The organism is Flavobacterium sp. KMS (assembly GCF_000813005.1).
Classification (GTDB): Bacteria; Bacteroidota; Bacteroidia; order Flavobacteriales; family Flavobacteriaceae; genus Flavobacterium.
The window spans coordinates 136,851-154,735 of record NZ_JSYP01000001.1 but is presented as its reverse complement, the minus strand read 5'-3'; the positions used below and the strand labels follow the sequence as shown (position 1 = coordinate 154,735).

Genomic DNA, 17,885 nt, shown 5'->3' with positions numbered 1-17,885 from the left:
TATATTTGCGTGTTAGACAAATATTACATTTTTTAGAATAAATTATATGAGCGAAGAAATCAAGAAGAGCAATTATTCAGCAGATAGTATTCAGGCATTAGAGGGAATGGAGCATGTAAGAATGCGTCCATCGATGTATATTGGAGATGTGGGTGTTCGAGGACTACATCATTTGGTTTATGAAGTAGTAGATAACTCTATTGATGAGGCCATGGGAGGGCATTGTGATACCATAGGTGTTGCGATAAACGAAGATGGATCTGTAAGTGTAGAAGATAATGGTCGTGGTATCCCAGTAGATATACATAAAAAAGAAGGTGTATCGGCATTAGAAGTTGTAATGACTAAAATTGGTGCTGGAGGTAAATTTGATAAAGATTCATATAAAGTTTCCGGAGGTTTGCACGGTGTTGGGGTTTCGGTAGTAAATGCCTTGTCAAATCACCTACGTGCAACTGTTCACAGTAGTGACGGAAAGGTATATGAGCAAGAATATGAGAAAGGAAAAGCTTTATATCCGGTTAAACAAATTGGAGAAACTACAAAAAGAGGAACTATTGTAACCTTTTATCCTGACGAAACAATTTTTACACAAACTACAGAGTTCTCATATGATACTTTGTCAGCTCGTATGCGTGAGCTTTCTTTCTTAAACAAAGGAATCACAATTACATTTACTGATAAAAGAGAAGTTGATGAGAAAGGCGAGTTTAAAACAGAAATATTCCATTCTGACGAAGGATTAAAAGAATACATTCGTTATCTGGATGGAAATCGTGAGCCGATTATTGCACACGTTATTTCTATGGATCATGAAAAAGGAGAAATCCCTGTAGAAGTAGCTTTAATTTACAATACAAGTTATACAGAGAATATTTTCTCTTATGTAAATAATATTAATACACACGAAGGAGGAACGCACCTGCAAGGTTTTAGAACTGGATTAACCAGATCGTTAAAGAAATATGCAGATGCTTCTGGAATGTTAGACAAATTAAAGTTTGATATTTCTGGAGATGACTTCCGTGAAGGACTTACGGCAATTATTTCGGTAAAAGTAGCTGAGCCACAATTTGAGGGGCAAACAAAAACTAAACTAGGAAATAGAGAAGTTGTTTCGCCTGTAAGTCAGGCTGTGAGTGAAATGATTGAGAATTATTTGGAAGAAAATCCAAATGATGCTAGAATCATTGTTCAAAAAGTAATTCTTGCTGCTCAAGCACGTCACGCTGCTAAGAAAGCACGTGAAATGGTACAACGTAAAACCGTAATGGGTGGAGGCGGATTGCCAGGAAAACTTTCAGATTGTTCTGAGCAAGATCCAGCACGTTGCGAAGTATATCTTGTCGAGGGAGATTCGGCGGGTGGAACTGCAAAACAAGGTCGTGATCGTGCATTTCAGGCAATTTTGCCATTACGTGGTAAGATTTTGAACGTTGAAAAAGCGATGCATCATAAAGTGTTTGAAAACGAAGAGATTCGTAACATATTTACAGCTTTAGGAGTTACAGTTGGTACTGCTGAAGATAGTAAAGCATTGAATTTAGAAAAACTACGTTACCATAAAGTAATTATTATGTGTGATGCCGATGTCGATGGTAGCCACATTTCTACTTTAATATTAACATTCTTCTTCCGTTTTATGAAAGAGCTAATAGAGGAAGGGCACGTATATATTGCTGCTCCACCTTTATACTTGGTTAAAAAAGGAAATAAAAAAGAATATGCATGGAATGATGTTCAACGTGATCAAGCTAACGAAAGAATGGGCGGAAGTGCTGCAATTCAACGTTATAAAGGTCTTGGAGAGATGAACGCAGAGCAATTGTGGGAAACTACAATGGATCCAAGTTTCAGAACATTACGTCAGGTAACAATTGATAGTTTAGCAGAAGCTGATAGAGTTTTCTCTATGTTAATGGGGGATGAGGTTCCGCCACGTAGAGAGTTTATCGAGAAAAATGCAGTTTATGCAAAAATTGATGCTTAAAAAAGTTTAATTGTTTATATTTTTAATTGACTGTTGCTTATATTAGCAGCTAAGTAAATTGATTTAGAGTAAACAATTAACCCGAAAAAAAAATTAACTAATAACCGAATAAATTTTAAAATATGAAAGTTACCATTGTAGGAGCAGGAAACGTTGGAGCCACTTGTGCAGACGTTATTTCTTATAGAGGAATTGCAAGCGAAGTAGTATTGTTGGATATCAAAGAAGGTTTTGCTGAAGGTAAAGCTTTGGATATTATGCAATGTGCTACAAATACAGGTTTTAATACCAAAGTATCTGGGGTAACAAATGATTATTCTAAAACCGCAGGTAGTGATGTAGTAGTAATTACATCAGGAATTCCTAGAAAACCAGGGATGACACGCGAAGAATTAATTGGAATCAATGCAGGAATTGTGAAGACAGTTGCAGAAAATGTATTGAAACATTCGCCAAATACTATTATTGTTGTAGTTTCAAATCCTATGGATACAATGACTTATTTAGCATTGAAATCAACAGGATTGCCAAAAAATAGAATTATAGGTATGGGAGGAGCGCTTGATAGTTCTCGTTTTAGAACCTATTTATCTTTAGCTCTGGATAAACCAGCCAATGATATTTCGGCTATGGTAATTGGAGGTCATGGTGATACAACTATGATTCCGTTAACACGTTTGGCTTCATATAACGGGATTCCAGTAACGGAATTTCTTTCAGAAGAAGTTTTACAAAAAGTAGCAGCCGATACTATGGTAGGAGGAGCTACGCTTACGGGACTTTTAGGTACATCAGCTTGGTATGCACCGGGTGCTTCTGTTGCTTATTTGGTTGATAGTATTTTAAATGACCAAAAGAAAATGATTGCATGTTCTGTTTTTGTTGAAGGCGAGTACGGACAAAATGATATTTGCATTGGTGTGCCATGTATTATTGGTAAGAATGGTGTAGAAGAAATTTTAGACATCAAATTAAATGATCAGGAAAAAGCATTATTTGCAAAGAGCGCCGATGCGGTTAGAGGAATGAATGACGCTTTAAAATCGATTTTAGTATAAGATTTACGAGTAAATAGGAAAAGACTGCACTTTTGCAGTCTTTTTTTTGAGATTAATTAATAAATAAATTGGTTAATCTTTTCGTTAATTATATATTTGCTCGGTTTAAAAAAAATAATGTAATTCGTGATTCCGTTATTTAGATATAAAAAACAGCTTAACAGCTTGATTTTGTGGAATTTAAAACAAAACAAACTATAAAACATAATTAATTTTTAGTAATAATGCAGAATAAAGGACTTATTAAATTTTTCGCAATTCTATTTGCATTGGTAAGTATTTACCAACTTTCCTTCACTTTTGTCGCTGATAAAGTAAAAAGTGATGCGAAATCTTTTGCAGGAGATAATCCTGATAAAGAATTAAAATATTTGGATTCTATTGGTAAAGAAAAAGTTTTCAATCTAGGATTTACTAGTTTTACTTTTAATGAAGTAAAAGAAAAGCAAATCAATAAAGGTCTTGACTTAGAGGGAGGAATCAACGTTATTCTTCAAATCTCAGTTAAAGATGTTTTAAAAGGATTGGCTAATAATTCTAAAAATCCAGTTTTTAATAAGTCATTAGCTGATGCAACTGCAAATCTAAAAGGAAATCAAACGTATTTAGATGCGTTTTTTGAAGCTTTTGAGGCAAACTCAAATGGAACAGTAAGATTAGCTTCTCCAGAAATTTTTGCTAACAGAAGTTTGCAAGGTGAAGGTGGTATCGATTTTCAAATGAGTGATGCTCAGGTGAAAAAAGTTATCAAAAGAAAAGTTGATGAGTCTGTAGAAAGTGCTTTTGGTGTACTAAGAAAACGTATCGATAAATTTGGTGTAACTCAACCTAATATTCAAAAAATTGGAGAAACAGGAAGAATTCTTGTTGAACTTCCAGGTGCGAAAGATGTTGATAGAATCAAGAAATTATTGCAAAGTACTGCTCAATTAGAGTTTTGGGAGACTTACAAAATTGAAGAAATGGGTAATTTCTTAATGGCTGCTAATGATGCCTTAAAGAAAACCGAAGTTAATAAAGTTGAAACTAAAGCTGTAGTAAAAGATTCATTAAATGATTTACTTACAGGTGGTAAAGATTCACTTGCTACTAAAAAAGGAAACAATCCTTTATTTGACAAAATGTTAGGTCAGGGTGGAGGACCAGTTTTAGGTCTTTTCTCTCCAAAAGATACTGCTGTTGTAAACGGTTATTTAAAAAGACCAGATATCAGAGTATTATTAGGTGCTGATCAACATTATGCAAAATTTGTTTGGGGAAAACCAACAGATATTAAAGATGCAAAAGGTAAAGAAATTGAAGCTGTAGAATTATATGCTTTAAAAGGAAATAGAGATAACATTGCTGCAATGGGCGGTGGTGTTGTAACTGATGCTAAAGATACTTTTGACCAAATGGGTAAACCAGCTGTTTCTATGCAAATGAACAGTCAAGGTGCAAGAGCTTGGGAAGAATTAACAGGTAGAGCTTATACTCAAAAAAGTAATATTGCTATCGTTCTTGATGATATCGTATATTCAGCTCCAGGAGTTTCTAGTGGTCCAATTTCAGGAGGAAGATCTGAGATTTCAGGTGTATTTGATGTTACAGAAACTAAAGATTTAGCTAACGTATTAAGAGCTGGTAAATTACCTGCTGCTGCAGATATTGTTCAGTCAGAAGTTGTAGGACCATCCCTAGGACAAGAGGCTATTGATAATGGAACAACATCGGCTATTGTAGGATTACTTTTAGTATCTCTTTGGATGATGATTTATTATGGTAAAGCTGGTTGGTATGCAAACCTTGCGTTAGCAGTTAACTTACTTTTCTTATTCGGTATTTTGGCAAGTTTAGGTGCAGTTCTAACTTTACCTGGTATTGCAGGTATCGTATTAACAATGGGTACAGCAGTAGATGCGAACATTATTATATATGAAAGAGCAAAAGAAGAATTGCGAGCAGGTAAAACACTTGATGAAGCAATTAAAACTTCTTATAGCTGGAGAGGTGCAATGTCATCTATTACAGATGCAAACGTTACACATATTTTAACAGGAGCGGTATTATTTATATTTGGTTCAGGACCAATTAAAGGATTTGCTACTACATTGTTAATTGGTATTATAACCTCTTTATTTACTTCTATTTTTATCGCTAGAATATTTATTGATAGAAATATTAGCGGAAAGAATGATTTAACTTTCGTTACTAATTTCTCTAAAAATATGTTTAACAACTTCCATTTTAATTTCTTAGGAGCTAAAAAATGGACGTATTTATTCTCAAGTATCGTTGTTGTAGTGAGTATTACATCATTATGTATTAACGGACTTGATCAAGGTGTGGATTTCGTTGGAGGAAGAACATTCCAAATACGTTTTGAAAAACCAGTAGAGGCAGAAGTTGTTAAAGATGAATTAGCAGTAGTTTTTGGTAGTGCCGAAGCAAAAGTTTTTGGTAGTGATAACCAATTAAAAATTACTACTAAATATAAAGTAGAAGAGCACGGTATTAAAGCTGACGAGGAAGTAAACAAATTATTGTTTGAAAACTTGAAAAAGCACTATTCTGAAGGATTAACTTATGATAAGTTTGTTAACTCTTTCGAAGGTAATGGAGGTAAGAAACTTGGTATCTTACAAGCTTCTAAAGTTGGACCTACTGTTGCAGAGGATATTAAAACAAATGCATATTGGGCTGTACTTGGAGCAATGGCAATTGTGTTCTTATACTTAATGATTAGTTTTAGAAAATGGCAATTTAGTTTAGGTGCGATTGCAGCTATTGCTCATGATGTTATCTTCGTATTAGGTATTTATTCATTATGTTACAAATTCATGCCGTTTGGTATGGAAGTAGATCAGCACTTTATTGCGGCGATCCTTACTGTAATTGGATACTCGATGAATGATACTGTAATTGTATTTGACAGGGTTCGTGAATTCTTAGCAGGGAAAACAAAAGGTTCTTTTGAACAAATTGTAAATGACTCTATTAATACAACAATGTCAAGAACAATCAATACTTCATTAACAATGATTGTGGTATTATTAATCATGTTCATTTTTGGTGGAGAATCAATTAGAGGATTTATCTTCGCTATGTTGGTAGGTATTATCGTAGGAACATATTCTTCGTTATTTATTGCAACTCCAGTATTGGTAGATTCTATTTCTGCAGCTGATAAATTATCAATTGAAGAAAGACATAAAAACGCATAACAGTTTTTATAACTATATATTTAAAAAGGATTCAATGAAAATTGAATCCTTTTTTTTTGTGAAAAAAATATAGTTTCAAAGGGGTAAAGAGATAAAAGATTAGTGATGTATGAGTAGCAAAGGTTAAAGGTCACAAAGGATTAAGAGGTTGGGTAAAGAATAATTAATATTTGAAATAGTAAAAAGCCTTGAGCTTTTGAGTAGTATGGAATGCTAATTTCATTCATAATACAACTCAATCTTATCTTTCTGCAGGAAGAATCTTTGCAAGTAGCTCGTTAATAGAAAAGGCATGTGCTTTCTTAGGGGGAATTAAAAGACAGCTTATCTGGCGAAGTCGTTGAGAGTAAAATTCAAAATAGGAGGAATGCTAAGTTTCTGAAATGGGTAATTAATGCTGAAGTAAAAAAAAAGACCCGATACATTCATATGAAAGTATCGGGTCTTCTTATTGAGTATATTTTATTTAGCTTTTTAAGGCTTTTTTATTGGCTCTAATCATAAAGTAAGCTCCAACTATTATAAAGGGAATACTTAGCCATTGTCCTGTTGAAAACAAGCCTAATTCGTTTTCAAAACCGCCTTGACTTCCTTTTACAAATTCGACTATAAAACGAACTACAAATAAAAGAACTAGAAACAAACCGAATAAAAATCCAGGTTTTTGGCTTGCATTTGTTTTCCAGTATAAATAGTAAAGGATTGCAAACACAAAGATGTAGCAAAAACCTTCATATAATTGTGCTGGATGTTTTACGGGAACTTGTGCTAATAAGTCGGCAAATTTTGGATCTGTAGCAATAGCAGTATATGCGTCTTTTGGATTGGCAATCTGAGTTTTGTTTACTGCATCATTTTTGCTGAAATATTCATGCAAAAAACGAATTCCAAAAATAGAGTCGGTCTCATTTCCTGTAATTTCTGAATTAAAGAAATTACCTAAACGTACAAATATTGCTCCACTGGCAACAGGAATTACCACCCTGTCTAATATCCATAACAAAGGACGTTTTAATATTTTTTTGCTGTAATAGTACATTGCAATTATAATTGCGATTGCTGCACCATGACTAGCTAATCCTTGGTATCCTGTAAACTCAAAATTTGGACTAAAGCGGAATGGTAAAAAGATTTCAGAAATATGATTTCTATAATATTCCCAATCGTAAAATAATACGTGACCTAAACGTGCTCCAATTAAAGTAGCTAAAACAGTCCAGATAAATAAAGAATCTAATTTGTCGATTGGTTCATTTTCACGTTCGAAAATTTGTTTCATTATGTACCATCCTAATCCAAAAGCAATTACGAACATTAGGCTGTAATAACGAATCATAAAAAAACCTAAATCAATTCCCTCCGAAGGATTCCAAACAATGTTTAAAGCGTGTATCATGTAGTAATATATTTTTATTTTGTAAAAATAAATATTTAAAGTAAAGTTATACTTTATAAAAAGTTAATGTTTGTGATTGCATTTCTTTTCAGGAACAGGATCGTAGCCACTTCTTCCCCACGGATGGCAACTCAATATTCGCTTGATGCCTAAATACCCGCCATAAAATAAACCATGGGTTTGTAATGCTTCAATCATATAACTCGAACAGGTTGGCTCAAAACGACAAGCTGCCGGAGTGAATGGAGAAATAGCATTCTGGTAAAACCGAACGAGTAAAACAAATGGATATATTAATATTTTTGATATCATATGCTCAGTAATTCAGTGTCGCTATTAAAAATATCAATACAAGACTATTTTCTAATGTTCATATGCAGAGTACTAAAAACTCTTTATTGAACACTAAATAAAGTTCCATCTTTACCATCTTTCAATTGAATACCTAGTTCAATCAATTGATCCCTGATTTGATCAGAAAGAGCAAAGTTTTTATCGGCTCTGGCTTGATTTCTCATTCCGATTAGCATAGTTACAACACCTTCTAATTTATCATTATTAGAGTCAGACATTTTCTCGTCTTTTAATCCTAAAACATCAAATACAAAAGCTCGTAAAGCAGTTGATAGGTTGTTTAAGTCTTCAGAAGTTATGGTTTCTTTATTGTCTTTTAATAAATTGACATAACGAACAGCTTCAAATAATTGTGCGATTAAAATAGGAGTATTAAAATCATCATTCATGGCATCGTAGCATAATTGTTTCCAACTTGCTATATTAATTGAAGAAGAAGTGCTTGGAACAATTGTATCCAATGAATCCATAGCCTCCATCAATCGTTTATATCCTTTTTCGGCAGCAACAATTGCATCATCCGAAAAATCTAAAATGCTTCTGTAGTGTGCCTGCAACATGAAAAAACGAGCTACCGAAGCAGAAAAAGGTTTGCTAAGGATAGTGTTTTCACCACTCAAAATCTCGCCTGGTAAAATATTATTTCCAGTAGATTTTGCCATTTTCTTTCCGTTTAAGGTAAGCATATTAGCATGCATCCAATAATTTACTGGACTTTGACCTGTACAAGCTTCATTTTGTGCAATTTCACATTCGTGGTGTGGGAATTTTAAATCCATTCCGCCACCGTGAATATCAAAATGATTACCCAAATATTTGGTACTCATTGCTGTACATTCAAGATGCCAACCAGGGAAACCATCACTCCAAGGCGAAGGCCATCTCATTATATGTTGTGGTTCTGCCTTTTTCCAAAGAGCAAAATCCTGTGGGTTTCTTTTGTCCGATTGTCCATCAAGATCACGAGTATTGGCTAACATATCTTCGATATTTCGTCCGCTTAATATACCGTAATTATTGGTTTCGTTATATTTTACAACATCAAAATATACAGATCCATTAGCTTCGTAGCCTATTCCTGTGTCGATTATTTTTTTGACAATCTCAATTTGTTCAATAATATGACCAGTAGCTGTAGGTTCAATACTTGGAGGTAAAAAATTAAAAGCTTTAAGGATATCGTGAAAATCTACAGTATAACGCTGTACAATTTCCATAGGTTCTAATTGCTCTAAACGCGCTTTTTTTGCAATTTTATCTTCACCTTCGTCAACATCATCCACAATATGACCAACATCAGTAATATTTCTTACGTAACGCACTTTATAGTCCAAATGCGAAAAATACCTAAAGATTACGTCAAAAGACATAAAAGTTCTAACATTTCCTAAGTGTACATTGCTGTAAACTGTAGGGCCGCAAACATACATTCCAACATTTCCCTCATGAATAGGATTGAAATTTTCTTTTTCACCCGAAAGTGAATTGTATATTTTTAGATGTTGACTTGTATATAAAGGCATATTTTTTTACTGTTTGATTGTTTATTTGAAGCTATTCCTGCTGTTCGCTATATCTTTTACTGGCTAAAGGAGCCAGAAAAAGGATGTCACTTCCATCAGGGCTAGGTTATAAATATAGTTTGAAAAGATGTTATAAACTAGAATTGTGTTTCTAACTTAATGTAATCCAAAAATTCTCTTCTTGTTTGAGGATCTTTAAATTTACCACCAAATTCAGATGTTACTGTACTGCTTTCGATATCTTTAATTCCTCTTGAATTTACGCAAAGGTGTTTTGCATCAATAACGCAAGCTACATCTTCAGTACCAAGAGCTTTTTGTAATTCCTGAACGATTTGCATAGTTAATCGCTCTTGAACCTGAGGTCTTTTTGAGTAATACTCAACAATTCGGTTCATTTTTGATAGACCAATTACTCTTCCGTTAGAAATATAAGCAACATGAGCTCTTCCTATAATTGGTAATAAATGGTGTTCACAGGTAGAATAAAGCGTAATGTTTTTTTCAACCAACATTTCGCCATATTTATAATTATTATCAAAAGTAGATGCTTTTGGTTTTCTTATAGGATTAAGTCCGCCAAAGATTTCTTTGACAAACATTTTTGCTACTCGGTTTGGAGTACCTTTTAAACTGTCGTCAGTCAAATCCATTCCAAGTGTAAGTAGAATGTTTTCAACATCTTTCTTTATTTTTTCTATTTTTTCATCGTCAGTAATTGCAAAAGCATCTTCTCTGATTGGATTTTGCGCACTTGAACCGATATGATTGTCACCTATTTCGTCTAAAAAATCTTCGTTATTTATCATTAAAAACTACTATTATATTGGGTATATCTTTTTGAGTGCGTAAAGATAATTAATAAAAGGGAAACATTTTCTATCGTTTCTACTATTTAATCTTCACTTTTTAGATTAGATGCACGTAGTTGCCTAAAACAGAAATGACAACAACTTTTGATTGTTGTTATCATTCACACTTTATTAACTAATTGTTTCTTTTGTTGTCTATTATTTTTAGCAATATAGGCTAAAATGTTTTGTTTTAAAGTATTAACTCTGCCCATTAATTCTTCTTTGTTCAAGATAAATGTAATTTGCATTTGGTTTAATCTCATTTTAATCTGGAATAGAAACCTACTGCAGATTTATAAAAAAACCTCTCAGAATTTAATCAGAGAAGTTTTCTTCATTTACATTTCTCAAAAAGAAGAAATCTTTATTATTTTTTAATTAACTTATGTGTACTTACTGTACCATTGCCATTTACAATCTTTATAATATAAAATCCAGAATTTAGATTTCCAATATTTACAGTATTAGATTGACTTGTTAAGGTATTGTTCTGTACCAGTTTTCCATCGATAGAGTAAATACTCATAGTTGAATTTACAGAAGCTGTATTCTCTAAGTTTACATTAATTTCGTTATAAGCAGGGTTAGGGTAAATAATTACATGTTGAGCTTCGGTATTTAATAATTCTTCCGAAATATTTGCTGCCGAACGTTTAGTCATTAGGCTACCTTTTACGTCTGCCTTAGACAAAGGCCCCCAGTTATTAGTGGTAAAAGCTCTCGATACCAACGAATAAGTCCCCGTAGAAAGTGTAATACCTTTATTTGCATCGTACAGAAATGCCGATGGAGAAACAACACCATCTTTGCCCATAGGATCTGAACCATCGGTCGTATAATACACTTGTGTTCCTGTATTAGGATTGTTAATTGTAATATGCCCTGTAACAGTTGTATCAAATGGTGCTGCCAGCAAAGTATGAACCATATTGTATTCTTGCCATTTTTGCAATGAATAAGATACCCTTTCAGGTACTTGAGCTATTACTCTGGGTACATCTATATTTTTCCAATAATTGTAGACTTCTCTGTCATAAGACATATAAGCTGCGTCCAGTTTATACACATTATTCAGTTCGGTCACTGTAGTTTTTATCTTAGTCTGTACATTACTCACAGAAAGAGGAGCTGCAACCGTACTTTTTGAATCTCCAAATGCTGCCTGTACATAATCTTTTACGAGTGTTTTAAATTCGAGGTTACCCGTAGTTTGATTCGTATTTGAGCCCATGAAGTTGCCGAATAAGCCACCAGGGCCTAATCTGGAATCATTTAAAATCCATTTTTGTTTGTAATTACCTCCACCACCAGCAAAACCTATTGCAGGCATTGTTGTTGTTGAAGTAGGGGCTGTGAATCCTCCAAAAAATGCACCATCGGTATCATTTATATTCATTTTGGCTTTCATGAAAGTCGGTGCATAGTTGTGTACTATAGCAATTGCTTCGTTTTCTGTATCAGTAAACATAAACATAATCTGGAATTTGATTAAGTCTTCAACATCTACCCAATTCTTAAAACCTTGAAAATCTTTGGCTGCTGCGAGTTTCTTTATATTTTGCCAAATGGCAGTACTACCATCGCCTTCCTCAACAACACCTCCTGGAAAATTACCATCCTGTAAATTTACGGTTGTGTAATTATCAGCATCATCTCCAAATACTTCTTCTAAGTTATTGGAACTAAAGTCGTTTCTCATGGTCTTAACGCCTCTGTATTTACCATTTATAAAGAAATTCACATAGCGAGTGTCTAGTGCATATTTACCTATTTCTTTGCTAAGGTTCATTGTTATCTTCTCGTCGAAACGTAAGTAACCAGTATTGTAAATATTATTCTGAGGACCATCTTGTCCTTCTTTCAATGAGATAACTTGTATCTTATTTGTAGTAGGATAAACTTCACCAGGATAGGTATCAAAGAAAGGGTAATTTGCTTTTTTAACGGCTGCGTTTTTGTTGAATTTAAATTTAACTCCGCCGTTATATTGTGCTAGACTTGCCTGTCCAAACTGTTTCGTAGTAGAATTTGAGAAAAAGTTAGCATGGTCACTATAAATATGTTTATCTATATACTCAAACGAGCCTTGTACCCAAAGAGGAGATATCTCTGCGTCTGTCGATATAGAAATGATAGGTAATTCAGCTATTGCTTTTGAATATTCGTCGGCTGTTAAGATATAAGTTTTATTATACCATTGCGCATAACTGGTAGGTAACTCGTTCTTATAATTGTCTTGCAATACGTAAGTGTGGGATGCTACTCCCGAATTACCAGTTGCGTCATAAGCATATACTTTAAGTACACAAGATTGTTTTATAGAAACAGGAATGGTGTATTTTGTTCCAACTGTTTTTGAAGGAAACTTACCGTCTAGTGTATAATTAATTGTAGTACCTGCTGGAGCAGTGATAGTCACATCAAATCCTGTTGGATATACGCCTCTTTCTTTACTGAACGATAAAGCCAATCCTTGTTGCCCCACACTATTAGATAGATTATATGTAGGATTGATGAAAGCCGCTAAAGTAGATGCCGCATCTGTACTTCGTCCGTAACTTGTATTATATGGAGTTTCTAAGTATTTTAATTCATCCAAAGCAGTTGTCTTTTTGCCTACTAAAGTCGATAAATAGAGTGTGCCTCCTGTATTTTTTAAATCGAAATTAAGATGGAAGTCTCCTTTTTCTGGTTTTTTATCTGCTATTAGTACAGCAAAACCTTTAGCAGGAACAAGAATGTTTTTTAGTATATTAAGATCTTTTTTAGTGTCTTTATTTGATACCGAAACATTACTATCGATAAGAATCATTTTATCAAGACTATTATATATCTCTATCCAGTCTTCCTTCTGATCTATGGTACCTTGTGCTGATACTTCGTTAATAACAAGTCCAGTCATTTGCGATGGGGTAGTTATTACATTATTTAGCGCACTAATTACAGATGCTGCATTTGGTCCTTTTTGATTGTCTTTGTATTTAATTACTAAACGAGGTCTGTACATATTACCAGCTTCGTAAGAACGTACACGAGCATAGTTAGACGATACGCCTTTGCCTTCAAATAAGAAAGCCAAGCTTTGTCCTGCTTCCCATCCTCTTAAACGGTTTTCGTCTATTAGTTTTTTAATATCCACCGTACGGTTTTGTGCGTAATCAGCACGTGTATCCGTATTCCATAATTCGGTATTTTCAGAATAAGCTCGGCTCGATATATTATTTTTTATTGTCGAATAAGTTTGCGCATCACCAATCTCAGATTTTATAGATACCGTAGTTGCATTACTTGAACCATAGGCATAAAATTCAATATATGCTTCTGTTATTTCGGCATTAGTAGGAAATTCAACAGCTTGAAAACGAATCCCTGTTTTATAAGAATCGGATTGCCCAGCCAATGATAAATAACCATCACTTAAATACATATTACCATTAGTATTCTCGCGGCCATCATCGTATCCAGTAGTTACAATCGAAACAGAGGTTTGTGTTTCGGTAGGGTCAGCCACTATACTTGGCCCTGCACCGTTATTAGCGTATTTTACCACTAAACGTGGTTTATAAAGCGTGGAACCTTCGTATGCATAAGCTCTTGCACCATCATTTAGGCCTAGCCCATTGAATTTTAATGCGATATTGTCGCCCGATTTCCATCCGTTTAAACGAATTTCATCGATAATATTTCTAAGATTAGGAGTTCGTTTTTTTGCAAGATCAGTAGTCCAAGCTTCAGTTACCCAATTGATTTTATTATTGGTATATTGGCGAGCCGTAATGCTTTTAGGGTCATATGTGTAAAGCATTTTTTGGTTTACCTCGGCATATATATCTACAGATGTAGCAGGGCTTGTGGCGTAAGCGTAAAATTCGATATATGCATCTTTAATTTCTGAATTTGCCGGAATTTGGGTATTGCGAAAAATATAACCGCTGTCACTACCATCAGTACGTCCGCTTAAAAACATAGCGCCGTCTCCCAAAGCCATATTGCCGTTGGTATATTCTCTTCCGTCATCATTTCCGGTAGCTACAATCGAAGCTTCGGTTTGTATTTCGTTCGGGTCAACAACTATACTTGGTCCTGCACCGTTAATAGCATATTTTATTACCAAACGTGGTCTATAAAATGAAGATCCTTCGTATGCATAAGCTCTTGCACCATCATTTAAGCCTATTCCGTTGAATTTGAATGCGATATTTTCGCCCGATTTCCATCCGTTTAAACGAATTTCGTCAATAATATTTCTAAGATTAGGAGTTCGGTTTTTTGCAAGATCGGTAGTCCAGTTTTCGGTTACCCAGTGAATCTTATTATTGGTGTATTCACGAGCCGTAATACTTTTAGGATTATATGTGTAAGGTGATTTTTGGTTCTTCTCAGCATATATATCTAAGGTTGTAGCAGGGCTTGTGGCGTAAGCGTAAAATTCGATATAAGCATCTTTAATTTCTGCATTTGCGGGAATTTGGGTATTACGAAAAGTAAAACCAGTGTCGCTGCCATCAGTACGTCCGCTTAAAAAGAGAGCGCCATCTCCTAAAGCCATATTACCATTGGTATATTCTCTTCCATCATCATTTCCTGTATTTACAATCGAGGCAGAAGTTTGTATTTCGGTTGGATCAATGACAATTCTTGGTCCCTTACCGTTGTTAGCATATTTTATCACCAGGCGTGGTCTGTAGCTTGTTGATCCCTCGTATGCATAAGCTCTTGCACCATCGTTTAAGGCTAGTCCATTGAATTTGAATGCAATATTGTCGCCTGATTTCCATCCGTTTAAACGAATTTCGTCAATAATATTTCTAAGGTTAGGAGTTTGGTTTTTTGCAAGATCTGTAGTCCAGGCTTCAGTTGCCCAGTTGATTTTGTTATTGGTATACTCACGAGCTGTAATGCTTTTAAGGCTATATGTATAAGGCAGTTTTTGACTCGTCTCGGCATATATATCTATGCTAGTGGCAGGGCTTGTAGCGTAAGCGTAGAATTCGATATAAGCTTCTTTGATTTCTGCACTTGCTGGAATTTGGGTATTATGAAAAATAAAACCGCTGTCGCTGCCATCGGTACGTCCGCTCAAAAAGAGAGCACCGTCTCCTAAAGCCATATTACCGTTGTTATATTCTCTTCCATCATCATTTCCTGTATTCACAAACGTGGTATAAGTTTGTATTTCGTTCGGGTCAACCACTATGCTTGGCCCTGCGCCGTTGTTAACATATTTAACTACCAAACGTGGTCTATAAAGTGTAGATCCCTCGTATGCGTAAGCTCTTGCACCGTCATTTAAAGCTTGTCCATTGAATTTAAATGCAATATTTTCGCCTGATTTCCATCCGTTTAAACGAATTTCGTCTATGATATTTCTCAGATCAGGGGTCCTTTTTTTTGCAAGATCGGTAGTCCAGGCTTCAGTCGCCCAGTGAATGTTATTAGTGGTATATTCGCGAGCCGTAATACTTTTCGGATTATAGCTGTAAGGTGATTTTTGGTTCTTCTCGGCATATATATTTACTGTTGTAGCAGGACTTGTGGCGTAAGCGTAAAATTCGATATATGCTTCTTTAATTTCTGCAGTTGCTGGAATTTGGGTATTGCGAAAAGTAAAACCACTGTCGCTGCCATCCGTACGTCCGCTTAAAAAGATAGCGCCGTCTCCCAAAGCCATATTACCGTTAGTATATTCTCTTCCGTCATCATTTCCTGTAGACACAATCGAGGCAGAGGTTTGTATTTCGTTTGGGTCAACTACTATGCTTGGGCCCGCACCGTTGTTAACATATTCTACGACTAAGCGTGGTCTGTAAAGTGTTGATCCCTCGTATGCATAAGCCCTTGCTCCATCGTTTAAGCCAGTTCCATTGAATTTGAATGCGATATTTTCGCCCGATTTCCATCCGTTTAAACGGATTTCGTCGATAACATTTCTTAGATTAGGAGTTCGGTTTTTTGCCAAATCACTAGTCCATGCTTCGGTTGCCCACTGAATGTTGTTATTGGTATACTCGCGAGCCGTTATGCTTTTAGGATTATTTGTGTAAGGCAAATTTTTGCTTTTCTCAGCATATATATTTACGGTTGTAGCAGGACTTGTGGCGTATGCATAAAATTCGATATAAGCATCTTTGATTTCTGCATTTGCTGGAATTTGGGTATTTCTAAAAATAAAACCGCTGTCGCTGCCATCAGTACGTCCACTTAAATGCATATAACCATCTCCCAAAGCCATATTGCCATTGGTATATTCTCTTGCATCATCATTTCCAGTTGATATAACGCTTGCTGAAACTCCATTTAGCGGATTTGTTTCGATTTTGGGACCATTCCCTTCTGTTTTGTATTTTATTACAAGACGTGGTTTGTAAGATGCACCCATTTCATTGGTACATGCAGTAGCTCCATTATTTAGTAAAGGCCCGACGAATTTAAATCCGATTGCTTGACCCGATTGCCATCCCGATAGACGAGTTGCATCTATAATGTTTTTAAGATCAGGTGTTCTATATAGTTTATTGTTCACAACCCAAGACTCGGTAAACCAATTAACTGTGTTTGCAGAATAGTTTCTTTTGGTAGCATTGCCAGAAGTGGTAGCGTATGTAGCAGCATTTGCTAATTCAGTATAGATGTTTACGGTACTTGCAGGGCTTGTTCCATAGGAATAAAACTCTATGTAAGCTTCTGATATTTCTGCTTTTTCTGGTATTTCGACAACAGGAAACCTTACAACACTATTACTAGAGTCAGATCTTCCTCCTAGGTTGATGTAGCCATCTGTTAGGTACATTGATCCATTGGTATTTTCGCGACCATCATCGGTATTAGCTAACACGGTAGTTGTAAAAGTGCCGTAAGCCGATGTAAAAGTTATTTGTAATTTGGGAGCCATAGCAGCGTTTCCGTCAAAAGACCACATAACAAATGAGCCTTTTTGATTTCCTGCGAGTTTAAAAGATATATTGGCATTTCCTACACCTGCAGGAAACATATCCTGTAATAAGTTTGTTACATCGGGTGTTGTGTACTCTTTATTTGCTACACAAACAGGGGTATTCCATGTTACGGAATCGAATGTGTATTGACGTCCTTTTATTGAAGTAGCGGTGGTTGTTGCGGTAGAGGTAGGATATGCATCCGAATTACCTCTTTCTCCAAAAATAGTAACGGTTGTGCCCACTGTACTGGCACTTCTTCCATAAAATATAAGATTAGCACTCTGTATAACAGCATCTGCTGGTAATGAAATTCCTTGGAAACGGATGTATGTTTCGGTTGGAGCAGAGGTAGTTCCACCCTCTAAGTATAAGCCGGTACTTGTATAGTTTACAGCATTAGATGATGTAGTTATTGCAACATCATTGTAGCTGCCCTTGATAGGGAGCTGTGTCTTTTGTTGGGCATTTAAGTAGCCACCAATGAGGCACAGTGAAGCAAGAAAAAGGTATAGTTTTTTTTTCACGATGATTGGTTATTTTGTTGTAAATCAATATTTTGAGTATCGTGC

General features: G+C 35.1%; 8 protein-coding genes. 3 read left to right on the top strand and 5 right to left on the bottom strand.

Annotated features, from left to right (window positions below):
* Positions 1 to 46: 46 nt before the first annotated feature.
* From gyrB to secDF, 3 genes are all read left to right on the top strand, one after another.
* Positions 47 to 1,990, top strand: coding sequence for a DNA topoisomerase (ATP-hydrolyzing) subunit B (gyrB, locus tag OA93_RS00605; RefSeq protein WP_039111145.1), 1,944 nt, complete (start codon positions 47 to 49; stop codon positions 1,988 to 1,990).
* 122 nt (positions 1,991 to 2,112) lie between these two features.
* The gene (mdh, locus tag OA93_RS00600; RefSeq protein WP_035619016.1) at positions 2,113 to 3,048 is read left to right on the top strand and encodes a malate dehydrogenase; all 936 of its coding nucleotides are present in this window, start codon (positions 2,113 to 2,115) and stop codon (positions 3,046 to 3,048) included.
* A 224-nt stretch (positions 3,049 to 3,272) separates the two neighbouring features.
* Positions 3,273 to 6,251, top strand: coding sequence for a protein translocase subunit SecDF (gene secDF / locus OA93_RS00595; protein WP_039111144.1), 2,979 nt, complete (start codon positions 3,273 to 3,275; stop codon positions 6,249 to 6,251).
* 466 nt (positions 6,252 to 6,717) lie between these two features.
* Here the strand turns inward: secDF and lgt are convergent, their stop codons facing one another.
* The 5 genes from lgt to OA93_RS00575 all read right to left on the bottom strand — a co-directional run bounded on the left by lgt (position 6,718) and on the right by OA93_RS00575 (position 17,840).
* Positions 6,718 to 7,647, bottom strand: a complete 930-nt coding sequence (gene lgt, locus OA93_RS00590) for a prolipoprotein diacylglyceryl transferase (RefSeq protein WP_039111143.1) — start codon at positions 7,645 to 7,647, stop codon at positions 6,718 to 6,720.
* A gap of 63 nt (positions 7,648 to 7,710) precedes the next feature.
* Complete coding sequence (yidD, locus tag OA93_RS24400; RefSeq protein ID WP_082001743.1) at positions 7,711 to 7,959, bottom strand: membrane protein insertion efficiency factor YidD; 249 nt, start codon at positions 7,957 to 7,959, stop codon at positions 7,711 to 7,713.
* 83 nt (positions 7,960 to 8,042) lie between these two features.
* The gene (gene cysS / locus OA93_RS00585) at positions 8,043 to 9,524 is read right to left on the bottom strand and encodes a cysteine--tRNA ligase (protein WP_039111142.1); all 1,482 of its coding nucleotides are present in this window, start codon (positions 9,522 to 9,524) and stop codon (positions 8,043 to 8,045) included.
* A 137-nt stretch (positions 9,525 to 9,661) separates the two neighbouring features.
* Positions 9,662 to 10,333, bottom strand: a complete 672-nt coding sequence (folE, locus tag OA93_RS00580) for a GTP cyclohydrolase I FolE (RefSeq protein ID WP_039111141.1) — start codon at positions 10,331 to 10,333, stop codon at positions 9,662 to 9,664.
* Between the two features lie 412 nt (positions 10,334 to 10,745).
* Positions 10,746 to 17,840 (bottom strand): T9SS type A sorting domain-containing protein, encoded by a 7,095-nt coding sequence (locus OA93_RS00575; RefSeq protein WP_039111140.1) that lies wholly within the window; start codon positions 17,838 to 17,840, stop codon positions 10,746 to 10,748.
* Positions 17,841 to 17,885 lie beyond the last annotated feature (45 nt).

Coding starts and splice junctions, on each gene's coding strand:
- secDF (WP_039111144.1), top strand. CDS start 3,273: ATGCAGAATAAAGGACTTATTAAATTTTTCGCAATTCTATTTGCATTG.
- cysS (WP_039111142.1), bottom strand. CDS start 9,524: ATGCCTTTATATACAAGTCAACATCTAAAAATATACAATTCACTTTCG.
- gyrB (WP_039111145.1), top strand. CDS start 47: ATGAGCGAAGAAATCAAGAAGAGCAATTATTCAGCAGATAGTATTCAG.
- mdh (WP_035619016.1), top strand. CDS start 2,113: ATGAAAGTTACCATTGTAGGAGCAGGAAACGTTGGAGCCACTTGTGCA.
- lgt (WP_039111143.1), bottom strand. CDS start 7,647: ATGATACACGCTTTAAACATTGTTTGGAATCCTTCGGAGGGAATTGAT.
- yidD (WP_082001743.1), bottom strand. CDS start 7,959: ATGATATCAAAAATATTAATATATCCATTTGTTTTACTCGTTCGGTTT.
- folE (WP_039111141.1), bottom strand. CDS start 10,333: ATGATAAATAACGAAGATTTTTTAGACGAAATAGGTGACAATCATATC.